This window comes from Tropicibacter oceani (genome assembly GCF_029958925.1).
GTDB classification, from domain to species: domain Bacteria; phylum Pseudomonadota; class Alphaproteobacteria; order Rhodobacterales; family Rhodobacteraceae; genus Pacificoceanicola; species Pacificoceanicola oceani.
On sequence record NZ_CP124616.1, the window covers coordinates 3,459,128 to 3,484,878 of the forward strand.

A 25,751-nucleotide genomic window follows, 5' to 3' on the forward strand; every position below is an offset into this window, starting at 1 on the left:
CGGACAATACAGTTCGAGACTTTTTTGAATGAGCAGCGAGTGGGAAGCCTACAAGGCTGGCGTCAGGGGCGCAGCGCCTGCGCCTCATGAAGAGACCGAAGATTACGCGCGCTTTTCGGCGTGGTTCATGCCGGTCGCCTTCGGCCTGGCAGTCGCGCTGTGCTATTTCATGGCGTGGAAGAACCTTGACGGAACGCTGATCGATGCAGCGCGCGTGTCAGAGGTTTTTCCCCCGGCGGCTGGTCGAATAGCTTTTTTCGAGGTGCAGGACAAAGCCTCGCAAGGGGCCTATACGGCCACGCTTGCTGCTGGACTGGTGATCTTGCCGGCCTTTCTGGTGTTGAATGGAATTGGTTACTGGAAGACGGTCGTAGCGCCGGATCGCTGTCGCAGGGTCAGTCGTCTGACGATGCATGCCGTGCTTCCGCTGCTCGTGGTCTTTGCGATCTTCTTCCTGATCGCGTTCGTTCACGTCCCAGAATTCAGTGTGCCAGGTCGCCGGGGCATGTCTCGAATCATTTTTTGGCCGGCGTTTCCGGCGCTTGGTGGTGCTCTTCTGGTGCTCTGCGCCCATGTAATCTTTGTGGCCCTGGTGGGTGGGCTGAAATTTCTGTTCGGTCTGGTAGGCAAGAACCGCTGAGACAAATACTGTAGCTGGTGTCCAGTCTGAAAGTGGCTATCCGAACTATGGGTTGAGTCCCGAGGCATCGATCGCCGTGACGGCCATCGTGAATTCGAAATACGAAGTCGAGGATTGGACTCAAAGGCGACTTTCGCCGCCCGAAACCCATAGCTTGCGGTTGCACAGGATGCCAATTCGGAAATGCGCGGTGCCGACCTGTTGACCCCTTGGGGCGCTTCCCGCCGCACCACACCCGATTTTGCATCCTCTCCGATTGACAATCGCCGGCCGCGCGCCTACCTGCGCCCGCGATGCAGCCGCCGCGCTGCAGCGTGATCGCGCCGCGTAGCCCGCAAGGCCAAACTGCGCCCCCTTTTGGACATTTCGAATGATTGGAACGCCCTTCCCCTCGGGCGAGCCGGCAGCAGACCGCCGTGCCAGCTTTGCCGAAACGCTTGCCCATCTGGGCGATCTGCCCGGCGCCGTCGAGGCGCTCAAGGCCGCGCTTGATCTTGCCCCGACCTGGGCCGCAGGCTGGTTCCGACTGGGCGAATACCTTGAAGGTCTGAACGAAACCGCCGCTGCGGTCGACGCCTGGACCCGCGCCGTGGCCGCCGACCCCAGCGATCCGCTGGGCGCCAGTCTCAGGCGCGATCTGGCCTGCAAGACGCCGATGATCGAAACCATGCCCCCGGCCTTTGTCGAATTGTTGTTCGACCAGTACGCCCCGCGCTTTGACACGTCGCTGACGCAAAAACTGGCCTATCGCGGGCCGCAAATCCTGATCGACGCGCTGAGCGCCGCCGAAACGCCACATGCGGACCGGGCGCTGGACCTGGGCTGCGGCACCGGCTTGATGGGGGCGCAGCTGCGCAGTCGCTGTGACTGGCTGGAAGGCTATGACCTGTCCGCCAACATGCTGGCCGAGGCGCAGGCCAAGGGCGATTACGACGCGCTGCACAAATGCGATATCGGCGCGCTGGATCTGCAGCCGCGCAGCTGGGACCTGATCACCGCTGCCGATGTGTTCATCTACCTGGGCGCCCTGGAACAGATCATCGGCTGGTGCGCAGGCTCGCTGCGCCCAGGCGGCACGCTGGCCTTCACGGTCGAGCTGGACGAGCAGGCCCCCTTTACCCTGCGCGATTCGCGCCGTTTTGCGCATTCAAGTGCCTATGTGCAGGACCTTTTGCAACAGGCGGGTCTTGCGCCGCTGTCGGTGCAGCAATGCACGTTGCGCCATGATCGCGGCCAGCCCGTGGCCTCGGCCTGTTTCGTTGCGCGCGCCGTGCCCGGCACGCGCCTGATCCACGACGGCGATGAAATGGACGCGCTGGCCTGAGCCTGCTCAGGCCGGTTCGGCCTGTGCATCGCGCAGGGCCAGCCCGCCGATCTGCACCAGCAGGTCGACCACCTCTTGCACGCCCTTGCCGGCCCGCAACGAGGTAAAGACAAAGGGTTTGCCGGCGCGCATCCGGGTTGCGTCCCGCTCCATCACCTCAAGGCTGGCGCCGACATAGGGCGCCAGATCGGTCTTGTTTATCAACAAGATATCTGAGCGCGTGATGGCAGGGCCGCCCTTGCGCGGGATTTCCTCGCCTGCTGCGGTGTCGATCACGTAGATCGTCACATCCGCCAGTTCCGGGCTGAAGGTGGCCGACAGGTTGTCGCCGCCGCTTTCGATCAGGATCAGGTCCAGGTCGGGAAAGGCCGCGTTCAACTCGGCAATGGCCGCAAGGTTGATCGAGGCATCTTCGCGGATCGCGGTATGCGGACAGCCGCCGGTTTCCACGCCCTTGATCCGGTCCAGCGGCAGCACCTGCCGGCGCATCAGCTCCTCTGCGTCCTCGCGGGTATAGATGTCGTTGGTCACCACGGCCATCGACACCCGGTCGCGCAGGGCCGCGCACAGCTGCGCGGTCAGAGTGGTCTTTCCGGCGCCCACCGGACCGCCGATGCCAACCCGCAAGGGTCCGTTCACAGATGCCATGTCATTCCTCCTGATCACGAGCGGAAGACCCGCGAATAAAGTGTTTCGTGCCGCTGGCTTTGAATATCCAGCATGGGGGCAAAGCCGCCGATATCGTCCAGATCCTCCGCCAGCGCCCGCCGCGCCAGCGCCTGACACAGCGGCGCCAGATCACGGGTGATCCTTTGTCCTTCGGTCTGGCCCAAGGGCACCAGACGCACCGCGGCCGAGGTCAGGTTGCTGGAAAAAGCCTGCAGGAACAGCCCTATGGCATCTTCGACGGGCAGGCCCAGCGCCTTGATGGCAAGGCCGACCGCCACTGGATAGGGCGCGGGCGGCACCGACAGCCCCCAGACCTCGGACACGGTTCTGGCAAAGGCTTGGCCCTGTTCCAGCGTCTCGGCGCGCCGCTGCGAGGATGGGCAAAGCGCCGTCGCCAGATCCGACAGGGCGCCCGGGTCGCCATCCGTGGCGGCGCGCGCGCAGATCACCGCATCGGACCAGCCTGAGCCGTATTCGAGCACCGCCGCGACCCAGTCGCGCGCGCTAGCCGCGTCCTGCACCTGGCCATCCTGGATCGCGGTTTCCAACCCGTGCGACCAGGCGAACGCCCCCACCGGAAAGGCGGGGGAAAACAACTGGTGCAGGATCAGGTGCGGATCAGTGGTCATGCGCGTGGCTGTGGCTGTGACTGTGGGTTTCCGGGCCATGGCTGTGTGAATGGTCGTGGCCATGGGTGCGCCCGTGGCCATAGGCCCCGCCCTCGGGGGTGAAGGCTTCTGCGACCTCGGTCACATTGGCACCGATCAGGCGCAGCATGTCGGCGATCACGTGATCGCGCTGGATCAGCAATCGGTCGGTTTCGATCTGACAGGGGGTGTGGCGGTTGCCGATATGCCAGGCGATGCGCGGCAAATCCGATCCGGTGACGCAAAGCAGCGGTTCGATCGCGGCCTCGATGACGATTTCACCGCCATCGGTGGTCAGCAGCACGCCGCCCTGTTCCAGCGACGTGGTCTTGGGCAGATCGACCAGAATCGAACGCCCGTCGACAAGGGTCAGCACCTTGCGGCGCAGGAACCGCGCCTCGTAATCCAGCACGACACGCCCGATCGGGCAAGGCTGGTGCGCGTGGCCGTGATAGGCGCGCGCGGTGAGGTTGGGGGCGCTCATACGCGCCCCCAGACCGTCGTCAGACGTAGTACACGTCCTTGAAGACGTGATGCACGATTTCTTCGCGCTTGATCTTGAGTTCGGCAAGCTGAGCGTCGCTCAGCGCCTGCAGCGCGCGCACGCGGCGCAGTCGCGGATTGTTCTCCGAGATCGTTGCCATTGCTTCCCAGAACCATGCAGAGATGCGTGTCAGCACCCCGGCCTTGGGGTAGAAATCCGTATTCGTGGTGGCCTGTGCCATTGGAAACCGTCCTGTTCATTGGTTTTCCGTTTCGGAAGCACAACAAATAGGCACTGTGCGAACAGGCAAACACCGCCAACTTGGCAATGCTGCGATGCGGCAAATGCATGGCTCGGATCATCTTGAATCCCCTTCAGAACAGGAAATAGCGTTGTGCCATGGGCAGTTCGCTGGCGGGCTCGCAGGTCAGCAGCTCGCCATTGGCGCGGACCTCGTAGGTCTCTGGGTTGACTTCGATCTGCGGAGTCGCGTCGTTCAGCTTCAGATCGCGCTTGCCGATTCCGCGCGTATTGCGCACCGCGACGGTCTGTTTGGCCAGTCCCAGCCTTTCGCCGATGCCCTCGGACTGCGCCGCCTCGGACACGAATGTCACGGCCGAATGTTCGACGCTGCGGCCGTAGGCCCCGAACATGGGCCGCGAATAGACCGGCTGCGGTGTCGGGATCGAGGCATTGGGGTCGCCCATCTGCGCGCAGACAATGGTGCCGGACATCAGCACCATTTCAGGCTTTACCCCGAACATCGCCGGGCTCCACAGCACCAGGTCGGCGCGCTTGCCCTCTTCGATGCTGCCGATTTCGTGGCTGATGCCATGGGCGATGGCCGGATTGATGGTGTATTTCGCGATATAGCGGCGCACGCGGGCGTTGTCGTTGTCACCGGTTTCCTCGGGCAGGCTGCCGCGCTGTTTCTTCATCTTGTCGGCGGTCTGCCAGGTGCGAATGATCACCTCGCCCACCCGGCCCATGGCCTGGCTGTCCGACGCGATGATCGAAAAGGCGCCCATGTCATGCAGGATATCCTCAGCCGCGATGGTTTCGCGGCGGATGCGGCTTTCGGCAAAGGCCACGTCCTCGGGGATGGATTTGTCGAGGTGGTGACAGACCATGAGCATGTCCAGATGCTCTTCGAGGGTGTTGACCGTGTAGGGCCGCGTCGGGTTGGTGGAACTGGGCAGGACAAAGTCCTCGCCGCAGATCTTGATGATGTCGGGCGCATGGCCGCCCCCTGCCCCTTCGGTATGAAAGGCATGGATGGTGCGGCCCTTCATGGCCTTCACGGTGTTCTCGACAAAGCCGCTTTCGTTCAGGGTGTCGGTGTGGATCATCACCTGCACGTCCCAGGCGTCGGCCACCGACAGGCAGCAATCAATCGCGCCGGGGGTGGTGCCCCAATCCTCGTGCAGTTTCAGCGCGCATGCGCCGCCCCGGATCTGTTCCTCCAACGCGGCAGGCAGCGACGCGTTGCCCTTGCCCGCAAAAGCCAGGTTCATCGGAAAGGCATCCGCCGCCTGCAGCATCCGCCCAATGTGCCACGGGCCCGGCGTGCAGGTGGTGGCCAGCGTGCCATGCGCGGGGCCGGTGCCGCCGCCCAGCATGGTGGTCAACCCGGAATGCAGGGCATCGTCGATCTGCTGCGGGCAGATGAAATGGATGTGGCTGTCGAAACCGCCGGCGGTCAGGATGCGCCCCTCTCCGGCGATCACCTCGGTGCCCGGGCCGGCGATGATGTTCACACCGGGCTGGGTGTCGGGGTTGCCCGCCTTGCCGATCTTGTGGATGCGGCCGTTCTTGAGACCCACATCGGCCTTGTAGATGCCCGTCCAGTCGACGATCAGCGCGTTGGTGATGACGGTATCCACCGCGCCCTCGGCGCGCGTGGTCTGGGCCTGCCCCATGCCGTCGCGGATCACCTTGCCGCCACCGAACTTGACCTCTTCGCCGTAACCGCCCGCCGCCTCGGCGGTCAGGTCACGCTCGACCTCGATGAAAAGGCAGGTGTCGGCCAGGCGCAGCTTGTCGCCGGTGGTGGGGCCGAACATGGCGGCGTAATCGGCGCGCGAAATCCTTGCGGGCATACTGGGGCTCCTGTTGGGGTAGGATCAGACGGGAAGGTCAGAGTTTTCCATGTCGGGATAGCTGGGCGGCGTCGAAGGCGTCTTGCGCGCGCGGCTTTTGCTGGCGGGTTTTGCAGGTGCCGGAACCGAAGCAGACACCGCCACCGGGTGCGCCATCCCTGCCAAAGCCATCTGCTGTCGCAGCGCCGCATCGAAAAACACCTGCATGCACCGCAGGTTGCGGCTCCAGACCTCGCCAGTGGTGCGGATCAGGGTCGCAGAGAAGGTAAATGGCGTAAAAGGCTGCATGTCGATTTTCCTTTGTTCAGGGTCCTTGGGGGGGATCAGCGCCGTGCCAGACGCCGGTGGTTGGAACGGGCCTTGCGCGCCAGGGGGCGCGTGGCGGCCTGCGTCTGGGCGTGCCAATCGCCGCCCGCAAGCAATGCCTTTTGCCAGGCCAGACCAGCGGCCCAGAAGGCCTGCGGCTTTTCCTGGATCATCCGCCAGCATTCACCCCTGGGCGAGGGACGCAATCCGGCAAGCCCCATCAGGCGCAGGTTGACGACGCTTTGCGCATCCAGGGCCAGCCCCATCACGGCGCTTGCGGTCTGCATCCACGATTGCAAAAATACGAACGGCCACATCACAAATCTCCCATGACCTGCTGGTTGAACCCATAGATCCTGCGCGCCCCGGCGACAGGGATCAGGTCGACCTCGCGGCGCTGGCCCGGCTCGAACCGCACGGCGGTTCCGGCGGCGATGTCCAGCCGCATGCCGCGCGCCGCGGCCCGGTCGAAATCAAGCGCAGCATTGGCCTCGGCAAAGTGGTAATGGCTGCCCACCTGAACCGGCCGGTCGCCGGTATTGGCCACCATCAGGGTGATCGCCACGCGATCGGCGTTCAGGGTCAGATCGCCCTCGGCCGGGATCAACTCTCCGGGGATCATTTGCGCGCCCGGGCCAGGGCCACGCCGCCAGCCAAGGCCAGCACCGCCAACGCGGCCACGACGCTCAGCCAATGCGCGCCGTCATGCGGATGCAGATGCGCGCCGGAATGGGCCAGTGCGGGGCCAGCGGCCAATGCGACAACGGCGGCAATCATCAGTTTGCTCATGGTCTTGTCCTTCGTGCTTCTTCTTGGTCCAAATACTCAAATTCAACGGATCGGCTGGTGCACCGTCACCAGTTTGGTCCCATCCGGAAAGGTCGCCTCGACCTGCACCTCGGGGATCATCTCGGGCACGCCTTCCATGCATTGATCGCGGGTGATCACCTGCGCGCCCGCCTGCATCATCTGCGCCACCGTGCGCCCGTCGCGCGCGCCCTCGACCACCGCATCGGTGATCAGGGCAATCGCCTCGGGGTGGTTCAGCTTGACGCCGCGCGCCAGCCGCTTGCGGGCGACTTCGGCGGCCATGGCAATCAGCAGTTTGTCTTTTTCTCGGGGGGTCAGGTTCATCGGCTTCGTCTTTCACAGCATCCAGGGTCGGGGAAGATCGTCCTGCGCCAGCTCATGCAGCAGCGGCACAAGGGTCTTGCGCAATTCAAAGCTGTCCGGGGCCAGAAGGCGCAGGAACACCAGGTCTTCGGTCAGGGCCGAGCCGCCAGCCTGAGGCGGCAGAAGCTCGCGCAGATGGTCCAGCCGCCCGCCGATCCCCGGCGCGGCACACAGGACCGAGGCCACGGCAATCGCCCCATCCGCCACGGCGGCCCGGTTCAGAACCGCTGCCGCGTCGCCGTCCAGCCGCAGCCGGTCGGCAAAGGCCAGCGCGCCGCCAATATGCAGGTCAATCCGGTCGCGCAGGAACAGCTCGTGCACCGCCTCGCCCATGGCACGGCGGCCAAAGACCAGCACTTCGCAGGCCAGCAGCCGCGCATCCTGCGCCAGGTCGATGGTCAACCGCCGGTCAAGCGAAGCGCCGTCATAAATAATCGTTTCCTGTGGCAGCCAGGTGATCTGCGCGCCCGGATGCGCCGTCAGCCTTGTGCTGACATGCCCCGGGGCGCCCGGCGCGGCGCGATAGATCCGCTCGGCCGCTTGCGTGGTCATGCGCAGGGCCGCGCCCTCGTCCACCGTTGCCGACAGCGCAAAACGGTCGCCGCCCGTCACACCGCCCGCCGAGTTCAGGTAAACCGCGTCAAGCTCCGCGCCGCGGGCGCGCGGGAACAGTAGTTTGCTGCTACCGGACATGTGCAGATCACCCAGCACCGACGCCCCTGCGCGCGTCCGCACCGACAGATGCGCCTGTCCGCGCGCCCTTTGCGGCAGGCTGGCGGCCGGGGCCGCGCGGGATGTCTGGTCGTAGGGGATGGCAGGGTCCTCCGGCAAGTTGCCGGAAGTTTCAGCGCCCCATGCCCAGCCTCAAGGCGCGGCGGGGATTTCGCCGGATACGGGGCGGGATTTGCAGGGGGAGCACGCCCTTGATGCCCGCAAAACGGGCGCAAAGCCCAAAAAGCAGGCAGCGCGATAAATCACCCGGCGGGTTTGGGCGGCGCCTGCACCGTATAGCCGCAGCGGTCCGGCTTGATGTCCAGCAAGGGCGTTCCGTCAAGGCAATCCAGACCGCGCACCGTCAGCACATTGCCTGTCCGCGCGACCAGTCGCACCCGCGAGGTGCCGATGGGATTGGGCCGCAGCGGCGAGCGCAGCGCAAAGGTGCCGCGCACCGCGCCGTCGGACCGTGGGCTTTGCGTCAGCAGATCGCGCCGCGCCTTGTGCAGCCAATACAGGATCTCAAGCGTTTCAAAGCGTTCGATCCCCTCCAGCGCGGGCTCCAGCCTTGGGTCAAGCTCGATCGTGCAATCGGGCCCCTCCATGTCGCCCTGACGCGGACAATCGTCACGCGTCTTGAACGGCGTGTGGATCACCCCGACAAAGGACAGCCCGGCGTTTTCGGGCAATTGCGCCTTTAGCGCCGTTTCACCGCTGCGCAGCGCGTCACCATGATGTGTCATTGCAGTGCCCCTTGTTTACAGAATGACCCGGTGTTCCTGCTGGCCGCGCGCCAGCGTGTCGATGACATAGGTCTTGCCGGCCCCCTTGTCATCCGCAGGCGCGCCGCCCGCCGCCGAGGTCACCAGCAACCGCATCAGCCCCGGCCCGCCAAAGGCCGGGCAGGTCGTCTGCGTCGCGGGCAGCCGCAGCGCCATTTCCAGCCGGCCTTGCGGATCATAGCAGGCCACGCGCCCGGCGCCCCATTGTGCATTCCAGAAATTGCCATCGGCATCGACAACCGCCCCGTCCGGGTTGATGCCTTCGGGGCCAAGGTCCAGCCAATCCACGGGGTCGCCCGCTGGCCAGCCATCGCCGTCCAGCGCGACCCGGCGGATCACCTTGTCTGCCGTGTCGGTGAAATAGGCCTGCCGCCCGTCCGGGGCAAAGCAGATGGCGTTGGGGATCGTGATCCCAGGATAAAGCTGGCGCAATTCGCCCCGGTAGAACCGATAGATCGCCCCGGCACCGGGCTGCGCCTGATAGCCCATGGTGCCAATCCAGAACCCGCCCTGTGGATCGGCCCGGCCATCGTTCGAACGGGTCAGGGGGTTGTCCGCCTCCAGATCGACCACATGGCTTTCCTGCCCTGTTTCCAGATCGAACAGGATCAGGTCGCGCGCCGTGGCCACCAGCAGCCGCCCCCGGTCGACCCATCCGGCGGCCGAGACCTCTCGGTCGAAATCCCAGTGCCGCTGCGCCGCGCCGTCATGTTCGAACAGCTTGCGGCCCATGATGTCGAACCAGAAGAACGTTTCGCGCTCGGGGTGCCAAAGCGGCCCCTCGCCCAGCTCGCAAATGGTGTCTGACAGGGCTGTGGTGGTCATGCGCATGTCCTCGTGGTTTTGCGGACAACTGTCCACATCCCGGCCCGCGGAACAAGCCCCGCGCCGATAAAGGGCTGGAAACCCGGAACGAATTGCGGTCAACTCCGCCCCTGAGACATGCCAGGGCCAAGGAGATCAGTCAGATGACCTGCGTATTCATCCAAATTCGGTGCCGTCCCGGAACCGCCTACCGGGTGGCCAGCGACATCGTTCTTCGCGAAATCCATTCCGAGCTGTACTCGACCAGCGGCGAATATGACCTGCTGGTCAAACTTTACATCCCCGAGGGCGAGGATGTGGGCAAATTCATCAATGACAAGCTGCTGGACATCGACGGAATCGAGCGCACCCTGACGACGCTGACATTCCGCGCGTTCTGAAAAGCGAATTCTTTGGGAGGAAAACCATGAAACTCAAGACAGTTGCGCTGGGAACGGCGCTGGCGGCGCTTGCCTCGATGGCCACGGCCGAGGTCAAGGTCGGCATGATCACCACGCTTTCGGGCGGCGGCGCGGGCCTTGGCATCGACGTGCGCGACGGCTTCATGCTGGCGATCGAACAATCGGGCCGCGACGATATCGAAGTGGTGATCGAGGACGACCAGCGCAAACCGGACGTCGCGGTGCAACTGGCCGACAAGATGGTGCAATCGGAAAAGGTCGACGTGCTGACCGGCATCATCTGGTCGAACCTTGCCATGGCGGTGGTGCCCTCGGTGACCGCGCAGGGCAAATTCTACCTGTCGCCCAACGCGGGGCCGTCGCAACTGGCCGGGGCCGGGTGCCATCCGAACTATTTCAACATCGCCTGGCAGAACGATGCCTTTCACGAGGCGGCCGGCGCCTATGCGGCGCAGGACGGCGCCAAAAGCGTCTTTGTGATGGCGCCGAACTATCCGGCGGGCAAGGATGCGATCACCGGCTTCAAGCGCGGCTTCGCAGGCGAGGTCACGGCCGAGGTCTATACCCAGCTGGGCCAGACCGACTATGCCGCCGAGATCGCGCAGATCAAGGCATCTGACGCTGACCTGCTTTACTACTTCCTGCCCGGCGGCATGGGGATTTCCTTCATGAAGCAATACGCAGGCTCGGGCGCCGAAACGCCGGTCATGGGGCCTGCGTTCAGCTTTGACCAGGGCATTCTGGGGGCCATCGGCGATGCCGCCTTGGGCGTCAAGAACACCGCGCATTGGTCCAAGGATCTGGACGTTCCCGGCAACGCCGAATTCGTCGCCGCATTCACCGAGAAATACGGCCGCCTGCCCTCGCTTTATGCGGCGCAGGGCTTTGACACCGGGCTGCTTTTGGTGTCGGCCTCGGCCAAGGCGGATGTGGACGATGCGGATGCCTTCCGCGCGGCCCTGATGGAGGGGGATATCCAGTCGGTGCGCGGGTCGTTCAAGTTTGCGCCCAACCACCACCCGATCCAGACCATCTATATGCGGGAGGTCGTCAAGGAAGGCGACGTGGTGACGAACAAGATCATCGGCACCGCCGCCGAGGATTATGCCGATCCCTACGGCGCCGAGTGCAAGATGTAACACCGGTGGCCGGGGCATCGCCCCGGCCGACGCGGGCCGATGCGCCCTTTGCCTCTGCTGACCACCGCTCAACGCAACACCACGCTTTGCAGGTCGGGGCCATGCCCCGGTCTCCCGACAGGTCCCCCCCATGTCCCTGATCCTTCTGGCCGAACAAGTCCTGAACGGGCTGCAATTCGGCATCATGCTGTTCCTGATGGCGGCGGGCCTGACCCTGATCTTTGGCGTCATGGGGCTGATCAACCTTGCCCATGGCTCGCTTTACATGGTGGGGGCCTTTTGCGCCGCTGCCGTGGCCGGGGCGACGGGCTCCTTTGCGCTTGGGCTGGCGGCGGCGCTGGCGGGCGCCGCGGCGGCGGGCGCGCTGATCGAGCTGCTGGTGATCCGGCGGCTGTACAACCGCGACCACCTTGACCAGGTGCTGGCCACCTTTGCGCTGATCCTGATCTTTTCCGAAGGCACGCGTTGGCTGTTCGGATCGTTCCCCCTGTACCTCGAGGTGCCCGGCGCGCTGGCGGGGCCCGTCGCCCTGCCCTTTGGCATCCAGTACCCCGCCTATCGCCTTGCGCTGATCGCCATTGGCCTGATCGTCGCCGCCGGGCTGTTCTGGCTGATCGCCCGCACGCGCCTTGGCATCCGCATCCGTGCCGGTGAAAATGACCGCGAAATGGTTGCCGCCCTCGGCGTCGATATCGACCGGCTTTATACCGTGGTCTTTGCCCTTGGCGCGGCGCTGGCGGGCCTTGCCGGTGCGCTGGTTGGCGCGATCCAGTCGGTGCAGGTCGGCATGGGCGAACCGGTGCTGATCCTGGCCTTTGTCGTCATCGTGATCGGCGGCATCGGCAGCATCAAGGGCGCGCTGGTCGGCGCGCTTTTGGTAGGGCTGACCGACACGCTTGGCAGCGTCTTCCTGCCTGCCCTGTTCAAGCTGTTCATGCAGCCCGCCGCCGCGACGCAAACGGGGGCTTCGTTGGCCTCGATGTCGATCTACATCCTGATGGCGATGGTGCTGATCTGGAAGCCCACCGGCCTGTACGGGGCCCGCACATGAACCGCGAAGCCCTGATCAACGCCGCCCTCCTGCTGGGGCTGATCGCCGTGCCGGCATGGGCCGTCATCGCGGATGAACCGTTCACCATCACCCTGGCCACCCGCGCCGTGATCCTGGCGCTGGCTGCGGTGGGGCTGAACATCGCGTTGGGGATCGGCGGACTAGTCAGCCTGGGTCACGCGGTGTTTTTCGGGATTGGCGGCTATTCCATGGGTATCCTGGCCTATCATGCGCAGAACTACACCCCGCTGACGGACTGGCCCTTTACGATCCAGGGCACCAGGTCGATGCCCGTGATCTGGCTGGTGGCGACGCTGACCTCGGCCTTTGCTGCGCTGGTCATCGGGCTGCTGTCATTGCGCACCTCGGGCGTCTATTTCATCATGATCACGCTGGCCTTTGGCCAGATGTTCTATTTCTTCTCGATCAGTTGGTCGGCCTATGGCGGCGAGGACGGCATGTCGATTTATGTCCGCAACGGGTTTCCGGGGCTGAACACGCTGGTGCCGATCCAGTTCTACGGTCTCTGCCTTGGGCTGCTTTGCCTTGTGCTGGCGCTGAACGCCCTGCTGATCCGGTCGCCCTTTGGCCTGGCGCTGAACGCCGCGCGGCAGGTGCCGGAACGGGTGCGCGCCGTTGGGCTTGACCCGTTTCGCCTGCGCCTTGTCGCCTTTACCCTGTCGGGGGCGATCACCGGGCTGGCCGGGGCGCTGTTCGCCGATCTCAACCGCTTTGTCAGCCCGACCATGTTCAGCTGGCAGCTGTCGGGCGAAATCATCGTGTTCATCATCATCGGCGGCACCGCGCGGTTGTTTGGCCCCGTAGCGGGCGCCGCGCTGTTCGTCGCGCTGGAACACTGGCTGGGCGGCCTGTCGGATTACTGGCACGTCTTCCTTGGCCTTCTGCTGCTGCTGATCGTTTTGTTCGCCAAGGGCGGGTTGATCGGCCTTCTGGCGGGGCGGAGCAAAGCGCATGACTGACGCCATCCTTGAAACCCGTAGCCTTTTCAAAAGCTTTGGAGCCCTGAAGGCGACCGACGATGTTTCGATCACCCTGCGCCCGGGCGAGATCCACGCCATCATCGGCCCCAACGGCGCGGGCAAAAGCACCCTGATCGGCCAGATCAGCGGCGCCCTGACGCCGGACAACGGGCAGGTACTGCTGAACGGCCAGGACGTGACCCATGCCGCGCCGCCGCAGCGCGCCCGCGCCGGTCTTGGCCGCACCTTCCAGATCAGCCAGCTGGCGATGGAGGATACGGTGCTGCAAAACGCCCTGCTGGGTGCGCTGGGGGCCAGCGGCCGGCCCTGGCGATTCCTGCGCCCGGCATTGGGCGACCCCGCGCTGCGCGCTGCTGCCACATCCGCGCTTGAGAGGGTCGGCCTGCAGGACCACCTGGCCACCCGCACCGCCGAGCTTTCGCACGGCCAGCGCCGCCTGCTCGAAGTGGCGGTGGCGCTGACCCTGCGCCCGCGCGCCTTTGTCATGGACGAACCCATGGCCGGGCTGGGCACCGAAGGATCGGCCCGGTTGACGCGGCTTCTGGACGGGCTGCGCCGGCAGGCTCCGATCCTGCTGGTCGAACACGACATGGACGCGGTCTTTGCCCTGGCTGACCGGATCAGCGTGCTGGTCTATGGCCGCATCATCGCCACCGGCACGGTCGCGGAAATCCGCGCCAATCCGGCGGTGCGGGACGCCTACCTGGGGGATCAGGCATGACCCTGTTATCCTTGCAAAACCTGGCCGCACGCTATGGCGCCAGCCAGGCCCTGTTCGGCGTCGACCTGACCCTGGCCGAAGGCGAAGCCCTGGCGCTGATGGGCCGCAACGGCATGGGCAAATCGACCACGGTGAAATGCATCTGCCGGATGATGGCATCGACCGGGGGGCTGCAGTTCGCCGGGCAGGATCTGCACGCGCTGCCCGCGCACCGCGCCGCGCGGCTGGGCATCGGACTGGTCCCCGAAGGGCGGCGCTGCTTTGCCGATCTGACGGTCGCAGAAAACCTTGTGGCCACCGCCCGCCCCGGCCCATGGACCGTGCAAACCGTCGGCGCGCTGTTCCCGCGCCTGACCGAACGCGCCGATCAGGTGGCGCGCAGCCTGTCGGGGGGCGAACAGCAGATGCTGGCGATTGGCCGCGCCCTGATGACCAACCCGCGCCTGCTGATCCTGGACGAAGCGACCGAGGGGCTGGCCCCCATCGTCCGGCAGGAAATCTGGCAGGCCGTCGGCAGGCTGAAACAGGACAGCGGAATGGCGCTGCTGATCATCGACAAATCGCTCAGGGAACTGGGGCAGGTCTGCGACCGGGCGGTGATCCTTGAACGCGGGCGCTCGGTCTGGAGCGGGCGCATGGACCAGATCACGGCGGATGTGGCGCAGGACCTTCTGGGCGTCTGACGACCCGCGCGGGCCACGGGCGCGACGGCCAGCGGGACGGTGGGCGGGGCGAATTTCGGCGCAGCCGAAAGAGCGCCGGACAGCGGGCCCGCTACAACCTGCGCATCACCTCGGCCATGACCCGTTCGACCGCGCGCGTCGGGGCCTGCGACCGGTTGCGGATCACGAAATAGGGCGCGACCGTCATGCTGTCTTCGGGCTTCAGACAGGCACATCGCGCGCCCATTCGGATCAACAGCTCGGCCGCCTCGCGGGTCATCGGGGCGATGGTCTCTCCGGCTTCGACCATGGCCAGGGCCACCAGCAGCGATGCGCTGTTGGTCACCCGCGCAGGCTCGGCCAGGCCGCGCGCCCGAAACGCCGCCTCGACCGCCTGGCGGATCGGCGACCCGCGTTCCTGCATGACCCAGTCGAACCGCGCCAGGTCCTTCAGGCGCGCGCGCGGGGCGGCGGCCAGCGGATGATCGGAGCGGGCCAGCAAGGCCACCGCCTCGGTCCGGGCTGGCTGGGCAGCAAAGGCGCGCGCATCGTGCCCCGGTGGAAACCGCGCCAGAATGAAATCGAACCGTCCCTCTTCCAGCCCGCGCACCAGGTCGACCGAGGGCGCCACCTCGACCGTGACCTCGATGTCCGGGGCTTCATCGCGAACCTGTTTGAGTGCCGGCACAAGGCAGCCCACCGCCGGCCCGGTGACCGATCCGATGCGCACCGCCCCCGCCTGCCCGCGTCCCAACTGGCCCAGTTCGCTTTCCAGCGTGTCATATTGCGCCAGGATCGCCCGCGCGTGTTTGACAAAGGCCACGCCTTCGCGCGTCGGGACCATGCCCCTGGGGAGGCGCTGGAACAGCGGCGCGCCCACCTCTGCCTCGATCTCGGACAACAACCGCGAGGCGGCGGGCTGCGACATGCCGGACGCCTCGGCCGCGATCTGCAGCTTGGAGGCCTCGGCGATCCGCAGGATCAACCGCAGGTGCGATGGTTTCAGACGATGTTGCAGCGACATAGAGGACATACCATTTTTGCAATGCCACTGCCCCGTAACTGAATTTGAATGATATGCCCAGACCCTGATATTCCCCATGGGGACAACCAGGGGGACAGCATGTCATTCAAACCGGCACAATGGCCGCGCAAACTGCGCTCGCAGGCATGGTACGGCGGCACCAGCCGCGATGTGATCTATCACCGGGGGTGGTTGAAAAACCAAGGCTATCCCGACGATCTGTTCGACGGACGCCCGGTGATCGGCGTGCTCAACACCTGGTCTGACCTGACCCCCTGCAATGGCCACCTGCGCGAGCTGGCCGAAAAGGTAAAGGCCGGCATATGGGAGGCAGGCGGCTTTCCGGTCGAGGTTCCGGTCTTTTCGGCCTCGGAAAACACCTTTCGCCCCACCGCCATGATGTTCCGCAACCTCGCCGCCCTGTCGATCGAAGAGCAGATCCGCGGCCAGCCGATGGACGGCTGCGTGCTGATGGTGGGCTGTGACAAGACCACGCCAAGCCTGCTGATGGCCGCTGCCTCGTGCGATCTGCCGTCGATCGTGGTGACCGGCGGGCCCATGCTGAACGGCTATTTCCAGGGCGAGCGTGTCGGGTCAGGCACCCACCTTTGGAAATTCTCCGAGGCGGTCAAGGCCGGCGAGATGACCCAGGACGAATTCCTCGAGGCCGAACAAAGCATGAGCCGCTCCAGCGGCACCTGCAACACCATGGGCACCGCCAGCACCATGGCCAGCATGGCCGAGGCGCTTGGCATGGCGCTGTCGGGCAATGCCGCCATTCCGGCGGTCGACAGCCGCCGCCGCGTGATGGCGCAGATCTCCGGGCGGCGCATCGTGCAGATGGTCAAGGATGACCTGAAACCATCGGACGTGATGACCAAGGCGGCCTTTGAAAACGCCATCCGCTGCAACGGCGCGATTGGCGGGTCGACCAATGCGGTGGTGCACCTGCTGGCCATCGCGGGCCGGGTCGGCGTCGACATCACGCTGGACGACTGGGACCGCTGCGGGCGCGACGTGGCGACCATCGTGAACCTGATGCCCTCGGGCAAATACCTGATGGAAGAGTTCTTTTATGCTGGCGGCTTGCCCGTCGTGCTGAAACGGCTGGGCGAGGCCGGCAAACTGCACAAGGACGCGCTGACCGTATCCGGCGAAACCATCTGGGACGAGGTCAAGACCGCGAAGAACTGGAACGAGGATGTGATCCTGCCGCTGGACAAGGCGCTGACCCAGCAGGGCGGCATCGCGGTGCTGAAGGGTAACCTTGCGCCCAAGGGGGCGGTGCTGAAACCTTCGGCCGCGACCCCTGCCCTGATGCAGCATCGCGGCCGCGCCGTGGTGTTCGAGGATATCGACGACTACAAGGCCAAGATCGACGATGACGCGCTGGACATCGACGAGACCTGCATCATGGTCCTGAAGAACTGCGGCCCCAAGGGCTATCCCGGCATGGCCGAGGTCGGCAACATGGGCCTGCCGCCCAAGGTGTTGAAAAAGGGGATCACCGACATGATCCGCATTTCTGATGCGCGCATGTCCGGCACCGCCTATGGCACCGTGATCCTGCACACCTCGCCCGAGGCTGCCGCTGGCGGACCCTTGGCCGTGGTGCGCAATGGCGACATGATCGAGGTCGACGTGCCCGCCCGCCGGTTGCATCTGGACATCTCGGAGGGCGAACTGGCCGCGCGTCTGGCGGAATGGACCCCGAACCACGACCGCGCGCCCAGCGGCTATGCCTGGCTGCACCAGGCCCATGTCGAAGGCGCCGATACCGGGGCCGATCTGGATTTCCTCAAGGGCTGTCGCGGCGCGCCGGTGGGAAAGGATTCGCATTGATGAAGATCGCCATCGTCGGTGTGGGCAAGATCGCGCTGGATCAGCACGTGCCCGCCATCAAGGCCAGCCCCGATTGGGAACTGGCCGCCACCTGTTCGCGCCACGGCTCGGTCGAGGGGGTCGAGGCCTTTACCGATTTCGCACAGCTGCTTGAGGCGCGGCCCGATATCCGCGTCGTCTCGCTTTGCATGCCGCCGGTGCCGCGCTTTGACTATGCCCGCGCCGCGATCCTGGCGGGGCGGCACGTGATGCTGGAAAAACCGCCCGGGGCGTCGCTGGCCGAATGCCATGCGCTGGAAAGCATGGCGCGCGCGCAGGGCGTCAGCCTGTTCGCCACATGGCATTCGCGCTGCGCCGACCAGGTGCCCGCGGCCAAGGCCTGGCTGGCGGACAAGAGGGTGACGCGCGCGCATATCACCTGGCGCGAAAGCGTGCGCAAATGGCACCCCGGGCAGGACTGGGTGTTCGAACCCGGTGGCATGGGCGTCTTTGATCCCGGCATCAATGCCCTGTCGATCCTGACCGAAATCCTGCCCGCCCCGGTGCATCTGACCGGCGCGTTGCTGGAGTTCCCGGAAAACCGTCAGACGCCCATCGCGGCGCGGTTGGCGTTCTCGGGCCATACCAGCGCCGAATTCGACTGGCGCGAGGAAACCCGCGACATCTGGCAGATCGAGGTGGCAACCGACGCAGGCACCCTGACCTTGCAGGACGGCGGCGCGCGCATGGTGCTGAACGCGGTCCAGTCCAGCGCCACCGATGCCACCCCGTCCGGCGAATACCCCCGCCTTTACGCGCAGATGGCCGCCCTTGTGCAGGCCGGCGCCATCGACATGGATCTGGCCCCGCTCGTGCATGTGGCCGATGCCTTCATGCTGGGGCAGCGCAAGACCGTCGCCCCCTTCGTTTTCTGAGGAGAGAGTTTTGAAACAACCGCTTACCGGTATTCTGCCCGTCGCCCCCACGCCCTTTCACGCCGATGGTTCGCTTGATCAAGAGGGCTGCCGCCGTGTCATGGATTGCATGATCGACCAGGGGGTCGACGCGATCTGCATCCTTGCCAACTATTCCGAACAGTTCCTGCTGTCGGACGAAGAACGCGCCACGGTGATGCGCATCAGCCTTGAACAGGTCGCGGGCCGGGTGCCCGTGATCGTCACCGTCAGCCATTTCTACACCGGCATAGTGATCGAACGCGCCCGCGCCGCGCAGGCCATGGGCGCCAGCATGATCATGATGATGCCGCCCTACCACGGCGTCGGCCTTGTCCCCGGCCCTGACGGCATTGTGGAACATTTTCAGGCGGTCTCTGACGCCATCGACATTCCGATCATGGTGCAGGACGCGCCGCTGTCTGGCGTGTCGCTGCCCGTGCCGCTGCTGGTACAGATGGCGAAGCAGATCGAGAATTTCAGCTATTTCAAGATCGAAACCCCGTTCGCCGCCGACAAGCTGGCGGCGCTGATCGAGGCGGGCGGCAAGGACATCGTCGGGCCGTTTGACGGTGAAGAGGCTGTGACCCTGCTGGCCGATCTGGACGCAGGCGCGACCGGCACCATGACCAGCGGGCTGCAACCCGAAAAGATCCGCCCCATCGTGACGCAATACCTTGCAGGCAACCATGACGCGGCGCTGGCTCAATGGAAGCTTTGCCTGCCGCTGATCAACCATGAAAACCGCCAGTGCGGGCTGCGCGCCACCAAGACCGTGATGATGGAGGGTGGCGTGATCGGGTCCGACCATGTACGCCATCCTTTGAAACCCATGAGCCAGCGCACCAAGGACCGCCTGTTGTCACTGGCCCGGGAATTGGATTTGATTGCCCTGAAATGGGGCAAATAAGGGAGACGCGACATGACTTTTACACCGCACGGAAAACACCTGATCGCTGGTGAATGGATCGCCGGGGAAAACACCTTCCAATCCGAACCGGCCCATGGCGCGGCGCATGATTTCAGCGTCGGCACCCCGGCGCTGGTCGACAAGGCAGTTCAGGCCGCAGAAGAGGCGTTCTGGACCTATGGCTATTCCAGCCGTCAGCAGCGCGCAGACTTCCTGAACGCCATCGCCGATGAAATCGAAGCCCGCGCCGAGGCGATCACCCAGATCGGCACCGAGGAAACCGGCCTGCCCGAAGCCCGCCTTATGGGCGAACGCGGCCGCACCACCGGTCAGCTGCGCCTGTTCGCCTCGCACATCCTTGCCGGGGATTACCTGGATCGCCGCCACGATCAGGCCCTGCCCGATCGCGCGCCCCTGCCCCGGCCCGACCTGAAGATGGTCCAGCGCCCGATCGGCCCCGTCGCCGTCTTTGGCGCGTCGAACTTTCCGCTGGCCTTCTCGACCGCGGGCGGTGACACCGCCAGCGCGCTGGCCGCGGGCTGCCCCGTCGTGGTCAAGGGCCACAGCGCCCACCCCGGCACCGGCGAAATCATCGCCGAAGCCGTCCACGCCGCCATCCAGAAATGCGGCATGCATCCCGGTGTCTTCAGCCTGATCCAGGGCGGCAAGCGTGACGTCGGCACCGCCCTGGTCCAGCATCCTTTGATCAACGCCGTGGGCTTTACCGGCTCGCTTGGCGGAGGCCGCGCGCTGTTTGACCTGTGCGCACAGCGCGAAAATCCGATCCCCTTCTTCGGCGAGCTGGGCAGCGTCAATCCGATGTTCCTGCTGCCCTCGGCCCTGGCCGCACGCGGCGCTGATCTGGCCGCTGGCTGGGCCGGGTCGCTGACCATGGGCGCAGGCCAGTTCTGCACCAACCCCGGCATTTCCGTGGTCATCAACGGCCCCGACGCCGATGCCTTTATCGAGGCCGCGACCAAGGCGTTGGAGCCGATGGGCGCCCAGACCATGCTGACCGATGGCATCGCCGCCGCCTACCGCGCGGGCCGCGACCGGGTTGCCGGGTCTGCCGGTGTTCAGGAACTGCTGACCAGCACCTGTGATCTGCGCAATGCCACGCCCTACCTTTACGCCACGACGGGCAAGGAATGGCTGGCCAACCACGCCCTTGGCGAAGAGGTCTTTGGCCCGCTTGGCCTGATCGTGCGCGTCGAGGACGAGGCCGAGATGCTGGCCATGGCCCGCAGCCTGCAAGGACAGCTGACCTGCACCCTGCACATGGACGACGGCGACACCGATCTGGGCCGCAAACTGATGCCGGTGCTGGAGCGCAAGGCAGGCCGCGTGCTGGCCAACGGCTTTCCCACCGGGGTCGAGGTCTGCGACGCCATGGTCCACGGCGGCCCCTACCCGGCCTCGACCAACTTTGGCGCGACCTCGGTCGGCACCTTGGCGATCCGCCGCTTCCTGCGCCCGGTTTGTTACCAGAACATGCCCGACGCGCTGCTGCCGGGCGATCTGCAATAACCCTGCCCTTTGCGATCCTCTCCAACCAGGCGGGCGCCCCTTTGGCGCCCGCTTTTTCACTGCCCTGCACGAAAGTCCGAAAATCCACCTGTTTCCAACGTCTTTTCAAAGACTTCCGGTTTTCCGCCCGTGCCCATGAATTTCTGGGTTTTTCACCTTGTAAATCCCATGCGTGCTTGGCTATACCCGTCGGCGGAGACGTGGCCGAGTGGTCGAAGGCGCTCCCCTGCTAAGGGAGTAGACGGGAAACCGTCTCGAGGGTTCGAATCCCTTCGTCTCCGCCACTTGACCCAGCGAAAGCGTTCTCCCGATCCGGCTTCGGCCGGAATTTTCCGTTGTTTTCGAGGGTTATGCGGGTTGGGCTGATAACCGGCCCACGCTCCGAAAGGCGCACACACATTCTCTCCGGGCTGATATTCTCCGGACCTGTTAACCGCAGCCATTCCGGTTATCAGATGTAAGGCATTGGAGAGGCGGCATTTTCTGGAACAACGCAGCTCAGAAATTTCACAAGTTCATCCGGATGCCGGACGGGACCGAGATCGAACAATTGATCTGCGATGATTGTGTAGCCACTCCAGCTTCCAAATGAAAACGCTGTAACCGTTCGCGCTTTGTGCTGAGTCAGCCTCGTGCTAAGATGTCAAAAAAGTATGAGGCGAGCAGTTGGCCCAGAAGTCACAGATAGAGTGGACGGACGCGACGTGGAACCCGGTTACGGGCTGCACCAAAGTCGGTCCGGGATGTGACAACTGCTACGCGGAGCGTTTTGCAGAGCGTTGGCGTGGCATACCAGACCATCCATACGAACAAGGTTTCGATCTGAAACTCTGGCCATCAAGGCTACGACAGCCAGCGCTTTGGAAAAAGCCGCGGATGATCTTTGTCAACTCGATGAGCGACCTCTTCCACAAGGCAATAGACCGAGCATACATCGACCGGGTGTTCGACGCCATGGAGCACGCGGATTGGCATGTCTATCAGGTTCTGACCAAACGCAGTTCACTCATGCGCAACTACATACGCAAGCGATATGACGGCGGGCCAGTTCCACGCCACATCTGGCTGGGCGTGTCGGTAGAGGACGCGGCGCATGCAAGTCGCATTGAGCATTTGCAGCAGATCAACTCCGAAGCCCGCTTCATTTCGTTTGAGCCTTTGCTCGGGGCTATTGGGGATGTCGATCTGAGAGGCATTGCCTGGGCTATTGTGGGTGGCGAAAGCGGCCCGCGCGCACGCGCGATGGACGAGAGCTGGGCACGCCAGCTTCGCGAAATCTGTGCGCGTGACGATGTGGCGTTTTTCTTCAAACAATGGGGTGGTCCACGGCCAAAGTCTGGCGGTCGCCTTCTTGATGGTGAGGAGTGGAACGGCTTCCCATGGCAGATCGTGCCAAAGCCGATATTGGACCAAATTTCAGCATGAACCATTTTGCGCGGAGTACGAGTTTCTTTGAAGAAATCGCATGTTGAAAACACGGTAGGGCCGTGGGCCAGGCAAAAGCTGGATGGGCTCGAAGCCTATCTTCACGCCTACACGATGGCTCTCAAGAAGCAGTCATTTGACCTGATCTACATCGATGCGTTCGCCGGTGCCGGGCGTTCAAAAATTCGCACCGCCTGGACTGATGCTGACGAAGAGGACATTCAACTCATCGACGATGAGTTCATGCGGTCAGAGGAGGAGTTCATCGAAGGATCTCCGCGACGCGCCCTCGGCCTCGAAAACCCCTTTTCACAATACTACTTTTTCGATGCCGACGCTGGACGGGCCGCACTGTTGAATGGGCTTCAGTCAGACTTTCCTGAACGCAAGATCAACGTGCATGTCGGCGACGCCAACGGCCTGATCCAGAGATTGGCACCGAGGCTCAGCGGCCGAAATACCAAAGGGGTGGCCTTTCTGGATCCCTATGGTCCGCACCTGGACTGGCAGACTGTCGCAGCGCTCGCTGCCACCAAGAATTTTGAGGTCATCATCAACTTTCCACTGGGTATGGCAATCAACCGGCTGATCACGCGCTCTGGGGATATCCCCGACAACTGGCGGACCGGATTGAATGGCTGTTTTGGCAGCACGGATTGGGAAGACCTTGTCTATGCCGAGCAGACGGATCTGTTTGGGGACACAACTCGCCACAAGGTGGACGATGCGGCGCAGAGGCTGCTCAATTACTATGTCGGTCGTCTGAAGGATCTGTTCGGACATGCCTCGTCGCCCAGCGTCGTGCGAAATACACGCGGCGTTCCCATCTACTACATGCTGTGGGCTGGGCCCCATCCGCTTGGCTATAAGATCGCTGACTACATCCTGTCGAAAGGAGACAGGATCACACCACCGAAAAAGCCTTCTCTGCGTTAAAGGAGTTTTTTAAGCCTGCTATGTTGCCTCGGCCCCGCCTTTGAAGAACTTGTCAAGCATGGACGGCATCAGAAATTCTAGCTCGTCATCATGGTTTGCTTGAGAGAATGGGGGCTCTGTTGCACAAATCGCGTGAGGGATTCATCTCGTGAATCCAGCGTGGTAGCTGGGATGCATGAGCAGACCCATACCCCCGACCTACAAGACCAGAAACTGGCCAGCCTACAATGAAGCGCTCAAGCGCCGGGGCTCGCTGACGATCTGGTTCGACCCTGAGATGATCTGGGATGCCGTGCCGACAGGCAGGCGTGGCCGCCAGCAGAGCTATAGCGACGCCGCCATACAGACGTGCCTCTCGATGAAAGTGCTGTTCGGCATGGCGCTCCGGCAGACGACCGGGTTCGTCGAGAGCCTGCTGCAGCTGGTCGGTCTGAACTGGACGGTGCCCGACTTCAGCACGCTATCTCGCCGCCAGAAGACCTTGGCCGTCAACATCCCATACCGCGGCTCCAAGGGGCCGTTGCACCTGTTGATAGACAGCACCGGGATCAAGGTCGAGGGCGAAGGCGAGTGGCACGCCCGCAAGCATGGCGGCCCTAAACGCCGCGTCTGGCGCAAGATCCACTTGGGGATTGATGAGGAAACGCTGGAGGTTCGGGCCGTCGAAATCACCGGGAGCCACATCGGTGATGCGCCGATCCTACCCGACCTTCTCGACCAAATCCCGCAGGACCAGGAAATCGGTAGCGTCACGGCTGATGGCGCCTACGACACGCGCAAATGCCACGATGCGATTGCAGATCGCGGCGCCCATGCCGTCATCCCGCCCCGCAAAAACGCGAAGCCCTGGAAGACGATCACCGCCGGAGCCGTGGCGCGAAACGAGGCCTTGCGCGCGGCGAAATACCTGGGCCGCGCACTCTGGCGACGATGGAGCGGATACCACCGCCGAAGCCGCGTCGAGACAAAAATGCATTGTATGAAGTTGCTGGGCCAGCGGCTCATGGCGCGGGACTTCGACCGCCAGGTCGCGGAACTCCAGGTCCGCATTGCCGTCCTGAACGGCTACACCGCGCTCGGCATGCCCGTCACGGAAGTCGTAGGATAAGTCCGCCCGGGGAAAGGGGAAACTCGGCGTTCAGCCGATTTGTGCAACAGAGCCATCTCGCGATCCCCACCGAAGCTGCGGGCCGAGGTCTGCGCGGCCGACGTATCACCCCGGGCGAATGGGAACGGCGGCGCGGTCTGCGCTTGCGCTTCGTCTACCGCCGCCGAGGTCCGAGCCTGCTCGTCGCTGACCGAGCCCGCATCAATAAACGCGGTCAAGCGGTGGCCTCGCGCTCAAAAACCGGCCGCAACCAGGTCACCGCGCCGATCTTCCTGCTGGTGCCTCAGGTGAAGCTGCCGAAGCGGCTGAACCTTGATCGGGATGCCGAACGGGCGCTCGATGGCGTGCCGGGGCTGATCGTGGCGAATTGGGTGGAGGGGAAAATCCGATAGCGGCTACAAACTGGTGCGCCAGGAAATCAGAGATCGACGCCCCTGAGTACTGTCAGCCAGTCCTCGAACTCATCCAGACCGAATTTGTTCTTGGCCAGGTTGCATGCGAGATGTGTGATCCCGACATTCCCGTCGTCGTAGGCACCGTTGGTGCTGTCAGTTCGGTCCGCGGACGGCTGGAGCATCTTGTTGTCTCCACCGGCGACCAGTGCGCCGCCACAAAGGGCGCATAGTCCGCCTTGTTCGCCCCATCTGCGAACAAGAAGAGAATTGAGATCCGAGAGGTTAGGCGCCGATCGCTGCGGATTTACCTTCACTCCGGTCTCACCACCGCGTTTGACGCGATCGATGATCAACATCGCCATCCGGTAGACTTCTTGCTTGACCGATGGTTCGACGTCTGCCGACACACTGCTGCGCAGTTCGAGATAGTTGGCAACGTCTTCCCGAAGGTTCAGGCTGATTGGTTCGATTTCGAGCGCCATAACGGCCTCTCGCTCGGCGCCCTCCGCCTCGACAACAGCGCCCCTATTGGCGATCTCGGCGAAGGATCGGTATGCGATTGGGATCGTGTCATGTGCGGCCGGGTATGGCGGCCCGACCATGTTGGCCGCTGCCAGCACCGCCATCGAGTGGGGCCAGCGATCGCCCCAGTGCGCATTCGAGTTCGCCCAGATGTCCGGAGGCACGATCTTGCGCGTCTCAAGAATCTGGTTGGGCTCGATGGTCACTGCCGAGATGAGGCGGCTGCGGTGTTCCGGCAGACGCGTCATTTCAGTGCTGGTTGTGCCGACGTAAACGAGGACGTCCCGCCCAGCCAAGAACTCACGCCTGAGCCGGTCACCTACGGACCGTTTGGTGAAGGATACGCAGGGCCACTCATCACTGATCTGACCCCACTCGCTCTTAAGAAACACTCGCCCATCGGGCTTCATCATATCGGATACGCGCATGTTCCTGAAACTGCTTGAAAATTGGGACTTTGGCAATCCAGCAAGTACGTCTTTACACTGAGGT

The 25,751-nt window shown here is 64.1% G+C and carries 30 protein-coding genes, 1 tRNA gene and 1 pseudogene; 17 read left to right on the forward strand and 15 right to left on the reverse strand.

From position 1 onward, the window contains the following. Positions 1-28 precede the first annotated feature (28 nt). Positions 29-640, forward strand: coding sequence for a hypothetical protein (locus QF118_RS16650; RefSeq protein WP_282300166.1), 612 nt, complete (start codon positions 29-31; stop codon positions 638-640). 370 nt (positions 641-1,010) lie between these two features. Further along, the gene (locus tag QF118_RS16655) at positions 1,011-1,964 is read left to right on the forward strand and encodes a class I SAM-dependent methyltransferase (protein ID WP_282300167.1); all 954 of its coding nucleotides are present in this window, start codon (positions 1,011-1,013) and stop codon (positions 1,962-1,964) included. A 6-nt stretch (positions 1,965-1,970) separates the two neighbouring features. Here QF118_RS16655 and ureG read toward each other — a convergent pair whose 3' ends face one another. The 13 genes from ureG to QF118_RS16720 all read right to left on the reverse strand — a co-directional run bounded on the left by ureG (position 1,971) and on the right by QF118_RS16720 (position 9,663). Beyond that, positions 1,971-2,612 carry an urease accessory protein UreG gene (gene ureG, locus QF118_RS16660; RefSeq protein WP_282300168.1) on the reverse strand — a complete coding sequence of 214 codons (642 nt, stop codon included), beginning with the start codon at positions 2,610-2,612 and terminating at the stop codon, positions 1,971-1,973. Positions 2,613-2,626: 14 nt separating this feature from the next. Continuing rightward, complete coding sequence (locus QF118_RS16665; protein WP_282300169.1) at positions 2,627-3,262, reverse strand: urease accessory protein UreF; 636 nt, start codon at positions 3,260-3,262, stop codon at positions 2,627-2,629. Continuing rightward, complete coding sequence (gene ureE / locus QF118_RS16670; protein ID WP_282300170.1) at positions 3,252-3,764, reverse strand: urease accessory protein UreE; 513 nt, start codon at positions 3,762-3,764, stop codon at positions 3,252-3,254. Before ureE ends, QF118_RS16665 begins: the two co-directional genes overlap by 11 nt. 19 nt (positions 3,765-3,783) lie before the next feature. Further along, positions 3,784-4,005 (reverse strand): DUF1127 domain-containing protein, encoded by a 222-nt coding sequence (locus tag QF118_RS16675; protein ID WP_282300171.1) that lies wholly within the window; start codon positions 4,003-4,005, stop codon positions 3,784-3,786. 133 nt (positions 4,006-4,138) lie between these two features. Then, positions 4,139-5,863, reverse strand: coding sequence for an urease subunit alpha (gene ureC, locus QF118_RS16680; RefSeq protein WP_282300172.1), 1,725 nt, complete (start codon positions 5,861-5,863; stop codon positions 4,139-4,141). A 24-nt stretch (positions 5,864-5,887) separates the two neighbouring features. After that, the gene (locus QF118_RS16685; RefSeq protein ID WP_282300173.1) at positions 5,888-6,151 is read right to left on the reverse strand and encodes a hypothetical protein; all 264 of its coding nucleotides are present in this window, start codon (positions 6,149-6,151) and stop codon (positions 5,888-5,890) included. 35 nt (positions 6,152-6,186) lie between these two features. After that, positions 6,187-6,486, reverse strand: coding sequence for an antifreeze protein (locus QF118_RS16690; RefSeq protein ID WP_282300174.1), 300 nt, complete (start codon positions 6,484-6,486; stop codon positions 6,187-6,189). Beyond that, a complete protein-coding gene (locus QF118_RS16695) occupies positions 6,486-6,791 on the reverse strand; it encodes an urease subunit beta (RefSeq protein ID WP_282300175.1) in 306 nt (101 codons plus the stop codon). Before QF118_RS16695 ends, QF118_RS16690 begins: the two co-directional genes overlap by 1 nt. Further along, a complete protein-coding gene (locus QF118_RS16700; RefSeq protein WP_282300176.1) occupies positions 6,788-6,958 on the reverse strand; it encodes a hypothetical protein in 171 nt (56 codons plus the stop codon). The genes QF118_RS16695 and QF118_RS16700 overlap by 4 nt, the downstream gene beginning before the upstream one ends. 42 nt (positions 6,959-7,000) lie before the next feature. Next, on the reverse strand, positions 7,001-7,303 hold the full coding sequence (locus QF118_RS16705; protein ID WP_282300177.1) for an urease subunit gamma: 303 nt from the start codon (positions 7,301-7,303) through the stop codon (positions 7,001-7,003). Positions 7,304-7,315: 12 nt separating this feature from the next. After that, on the reverse strand, positions 7,316-8,173 hold the full coding sequence (locus tag QF118_RS16710) for an urease accessory protein UreD (RefSeq protein WP_282300178.1): 858 nt from the start codon (positions 8,171-8,173) through the stop codon (positions 7,316-7,318). A gap of 143 nt (positions 8,174-8,316) precedes the next feature. Continuing rightward, the gene (tsaA, locus tag QF118_RS16715) at positions 8,317-8,799 is read right to left on the reverse strand and encodes a tRNA (N6-threonylcarbamoyladenosine(37)-N6)-methyltransferase TrmO (RefSeq protein ID WP_282300179.1); all 483 of its coding nucleotides are present in this window, start codon (positions 8,797-8,799) and stop codon (positions 8,317-8,319) included. Positions 8,800-8,814: 15 nt separating this feature from the next. Beyond that, the gene (locus QF118_RS16720) at positions 8,815-9,663 is read right to left on the reverse strand and encodes an SMP-30/gluconolactonase/LRE family protein (RefSeq protein ID WP_282300180.1); all 849 of its coding nucleotides are present in this window, start codon (positions 9,661-9,663) and stop codon (positions 8,815-8,817) included. Positions 9,664-9,806: 143 nt separating this feature from the next. On the opposite strand from QF118_RS16720, the gene QF118_RS16725 reads away from it, so the two are divergent. The 6 genes from QF118_RS16725 to QF118_RS16750 all read left to right on the forward strand — a co-directional run bounded on the left by QF118_RS16725 (position 9,807) and on the right by QF118_RS16750 (position 14,659). Next, on the forward strand, positions 9,807-10,043 hold the full coding sequence (locus tag QF118_RS16725) for an Lrp/AsnC ligand binding domain-containing protein (protein WP_282300181.1): 237 nt from the start codon (positions 9,807-9,809) through the stop codon (positions 10,041-10,043). Positions 10,044-10,069: 26 nt separating this feature from the next. Then, a complete protein-coding gene (locus QF118_RS16730; RefSeq protein WP_282300182.1) occupies positions 10,070-11,203 on the forward strand; it encodes an ABC transporter substrate-binding protein in 1,134 nt (377 codons plus the stop codon). Positions 11,204-11,333: 130 nt separating this feature from the next. After that, a complete protein-coding gene (locus QF118_RS16735) occupies positions 11,334-12,254 on the forward strand; it encodes a branched-chain amino acid ABC transporter permease (protein ID WP_282300183.1) in 921 nt (306 codons plus the stop codon). After that, the gene (locus QF118_RS16740; protein WP_282300184.1) at positions 12,251-13,234 is read left to right on the forward strand and encodes a branched-chain amino acid ABC transporter permease; all 984 of its coding nucleotides are present in this window, start codon (positions 12,251-12,253) and stop codon (positions 13,232-13,234) included. The genes QF118_RS16735 and QF118_RS16740 overlap by 4 nt, the downstream gene beginning before the upstream one ends. Next, entirely contained in the window at positions 13,227-13,976 is a 750-nt protein-coding gene (locus QF118_RS16745; RefSeq protein ID WP_282300185.1) for an ABC transporter ATP-binding protein, read from the forward strand. The genes QF118_RS16740 and QF118_RS16745 overlap by 8 nt, the downstream gene beginning before the upstream one ends. Then, positions 13,973-14,659 carry an ABC transporter ATP-binding protein gene (locus QF118_RS16750; RefSeq protein ID WP_282300186.1) on the forward strand — a complete coding sequence of 229 codons (687 nt, stop codon included), beginning with the start codon at positions 13,973-13,975 and terminating at the stop codon, positions 14,657-14,659. Before QF118_RS16745 ends, QF118_RS16750 begins: the two co-directional genes overlap by 4 nt. Positions 14,660-14,750: 91 nt before the next feature. Here the strand turns inward: QF118_RS16750 and QF118_RS16755 are convergent, their stop codons facing one another. After that, positions 14,751-15,662, reverse strand: a complete 912-nt coding sequence (locus tag QF118_RS16755) for a LysR substrate-binding domain-containing protein (RefSeq protein WP_282300187.1) — start codon at positions 15,660-15,662, stop codon at positions 14,751-14,753. Positions 15,663-15,761: 99 nt separating this feature from the next. On the opposite strand from QF118_RS16755, the gene araD reads away from it, so the two are divergent. From araD to QF118_RS16800, 9 genes and pseudogenes are all read left to right on the forward strand, one after another. After that, positions 15,762-17,504 (forward strand): L-arabinonate dehydratase, encoded by a 1,743-nt coding sequence (araD, locus tag QF118_RS16760; protein WP_282300188.1) that lies wholly within the window; start codon positions 15,762-15,764, stop codon positions 17,502-17,504. Further along, positions 17,504-18,418: a Gfo/Idh/MocA family protein gene (locus tag QF118_RS16765; RefSeq protein ID WP_282300189.1), complete on the forward strand. Its 915-nt coding sequence runs from the start codon at positions 17,504-17,506 to the stop codon at positions 18,416-18,418. Before araD ends, QF118_RS16765 begins: the two co-directional genes overlap by 1 nt. Positions 18,419-18,428: 10 nt before the next feature. Beyond that, positions 18,429-19,346: a dihydrodipicolinate synthase family protein gene (locus tag QF118_RS16770; RefSeq protein WP_282300190.1), complete on the forward strand. Its 918-nt coding sequence runs from the start codon at positions 18,429-18,431 to the stop codon at positions 19,344-19,346. Between the two features lie 12 nt (positions 19,347-19,358). After that, on the forward strand, positions 19,359-20,873 hold the full coding sequence (locus QF118_RS16775) for an aldehyde dehydrogenase (NADP(+)) (RefSeq protein WP_282300191.1): 1,515 nt from the start codon (positions 19,359-19,361) through the stop codon (positions 20,871-20,873). A 194-nt stretch (positions 20,874-21,067) separates the two neighbouring features. Next, positions 21,068-21,157, forward strand: a tRNA-Ser gene (locus QF118_RS16780). A 382-nt stretch (positions 21,158-21,539) separates the two neighbouring features. Continuing rightward, positions 21,540-22,298 carry a DUF5131 family protein gene (locus QF118_RS16785; RefSeq protein ID WP_282300192.1) on the forward strand — a complete coding sequence of 253 codons (759 nt, stop codon included), beginning with the start codon at positions 21,540-21,542 and terminating at the stop codon, positions 22,296-22,298. Positions 22,299-22,325: 27 nt separating this feature from the next. Further along, positions 22,326-23,234, forward strand: a complete 909-nt coding sequence (locus QF118_RS16790; RefSeq protein WP_282300193.1) for a three-Cys-motif partner protein TcmP — start codon at positions 22,326-22,328, stop codon at positions 23,232-23,234. 175 nt (positions 23,235-23,409) lie between these two features. Continuing rightward, on the forward strand, positions 23,410-24,342 hold the full coding sequence (locus QF118_RS16795) for an IS5 family transposase (RefSeq protein WP_282299042.1): 933 nt from the start codon (positions 23,410-23,412) through the stop codon (positions 24,340-24,342). A 56-nt stretch (positions 24,343-24,398) separates the two neighbouring features. Next, positions 24,399-24,734: pseudogene (locus tag QF118_RS16800) on the forward strand (DUF6441 family protein); the annotation flags it as partial. Positions 24,735-24,760: 26 nt separating this feature from the next. On the opposite strand, the gene QF118_RS16805 reads toward QF118_RS16800, so the two are convergent. After that, positions 24,761-25,672, reverse strand: a complete 912-nt coding sequence (locus QF118_RS16805; protein ID WP_282300194.1) for a hypothetical protein — start codon at positions 25,670-25,672, stop codon at positions 24,761-24,763. Between the last annotated feature and the right edge of the window lie 79 nt (positions 25,673-25,751).

Excerpts from the sequence above, each read along its gene's own strand:
- QF118_RS16650 (WP_282300166.1), top strand. The coding sequence starts at position 29 with ATGAGCAGCGAGTGGGAAGCCTACAAGGCTGGCGTCAGGGGCGCAGCG.
- QF118_RS16655 (WP_282300167.1), top strand. The coding sequence starts at position 1,011 with ATGATTGGAACGCCCTTCCCCTCGGGCGAGCCGGCAGCAGACCGCCGT.
- ureG (WP_282300168.1), bottom strand. The coding sequence starts at position 2,612 with ATGGCATCTGTGAACGGACCCTTGCGGGTTGGCATCGGCGGTCCGGTG.
- QF118_RS16665 (WP_282300169.1), bottom strand. The coding sequence starts at position 3,262 with ATGACCACTGATCCGCACCTGATCCTGCACCAGTTGTTTTCCCCCGCC.
- ureE (WP_282300170.1), bottom strand. The coding sequence starts at position 3,764 with ATGAGCGCCCCCAACCTCACCGCGCGCGCCTATCACGGCCACGCGCAC.
- QF118_RS16675 (WP_282300171.1), bottom strand. The coding sequence starts at position 4,005 with ATGGCACAGGCCACCACGAATACGGATTTCTACCCCAAGGCCGGGGTG.
- ureC (WP_282300172.1), bottom strand. The coding sequence starts at position 5,863 with ATGCCCGCAAGGATTTCGCGCGCCGATTACGCCGCCATGTTCGGCCCC.
- QF118_RS16685 (WP_282300173.1), bottom strand. The coding sequence starts at position 6,151 with ATGCAGCCTTTTACGCCATTTACCTTCTCTGCGACCCTGATCCGCACC.
- QF118_RS16690 (WP_282300174.1), bottom strand. The coding sequence starts at position 6,486 with ATGTGGCCGTTCGTATTTTTGCAATCGTGGATGCAGACCGCAAGCGCC.
- QF118_RS16695 (WP_282300175.1), bottom strand. The coding sequence starts at position 6,791 with ATGATCCCCGGAGAGTTGATCCCGGCCGAGGGCGATCTGACCCTGAAC.
- QF118_RS16700 (WP_282300176.1), bottom strand. The coding sequence starts at position 6,958 with ATGAGCAAACTGATGATTGCCGCCGTTGTCGCATTGGCCGCTGGCCCC.
- QF118_RS16705 (WP_282300177.1), bottom strand. The coding sequence starts at position 7,303 with ATGAACCTGACCCCCCGAGAAAAAGACAAACTGCTGATTGCCATGGCC.
- tsaA (WP_282300179.1), bottom strand. The coding sequence starts at position 8,799 with ATGACACATCATGGTGACGCGCTGCGCAGCGGTGAAACGGCGCTAAAG.
- QF118_RS16720 (WP_282300180.1), bottom strand. The coding sequence starts at position 9,663 with ATGACCACCACAGCCCTGTCAGACACCATTTGCGAGCTGGGCGAGGGG.
- QF118_RS16725 (WP_282300181.1), top strand. The coding sequence starts at position 9,807 with ATGACCTGCGTATTCATCCAAATTCGGTGCCGTCCCGGAACCGCCTAC.
- QF118_RS16730 (WP_282300182.1), top strand. The coding sequence starts at position 10,070 with ATGAAACTCAAGACAGTTGCGCTGGGAACGGCGCTGGCGGCGCTTGCC.
- QF118_RS16735 (WP_282300183.1), top strand. The coding sequence starts at position 11,334 with ATGTCCCTGATCCTTCTGGCCGAACAAGTCCTGAACGGGCTGCAATTC.
- QF118_RS16740 (WP_282300184.1), top strand. The coding sequence starts at position 12,251 with ATGAACCGCGAAGCCCTGATCAACGCCGCCCTCCTGCTGGGGCTGATC.
- QF118_RS16745 (WP_282300185.1), top strand. The coding sequence starts at position 13,227 with ATGACTGACGCCATCCTTGAAACCCGTAGCCTTTTCAAAAGCTTTGGA.
- QF118_RS16750 (WP_282300186.1), top strand. The coding sequence starts at position 13,973 with ATGACCCTGTTATCCTTGCAAAACCTGGCCGCACGCTATGGCGCCAGC.
- QF118_RS16755 (WP_282300187.1), bottom strand. The coding sequence starts at position 15,662 with ATGTCGCTGCAACATCGTCTGAAACCATCGCACCTGCGGTTGATCCTG.
- araD (WP_282300188.1), top strand. The coding sequence starts at position 15,762 with ATGTCATTCAAACCGGCACAATGGCCGCGCAAACTGCGCTCGCAGGCA.
- QF118_RS16765 (WP_282300189.1), top strand. The coding sequence starts at position 17,504 with ATGAAGATCGCCATCGTCGGTGTGGGCAAGATCGCGCTGGATCAGCAC.
- QF118_RS16775 (WP_282300191.1), top strand. The coding sequence starts at position 19,359 with ATGACTTTTACACCGCACGGAAAACACCTGATCGCTGGTGAATGGATC.
- QF118_RS16795 (WP_282299042.1), top strand. The coding sequence starts at position 23,410 with ATGAGCAGACCCATACCCCCGACCTACAAGACCAGAAACTGGCCAGCC.
- QF118_RS16805 (WP_282300194.1), bottom strand. The coding sequence starts at position 25,672 with ATGATGAAGCCCGATGGGCGAGTGTTTCTTAAGAGCGAGTGGGGTCAG.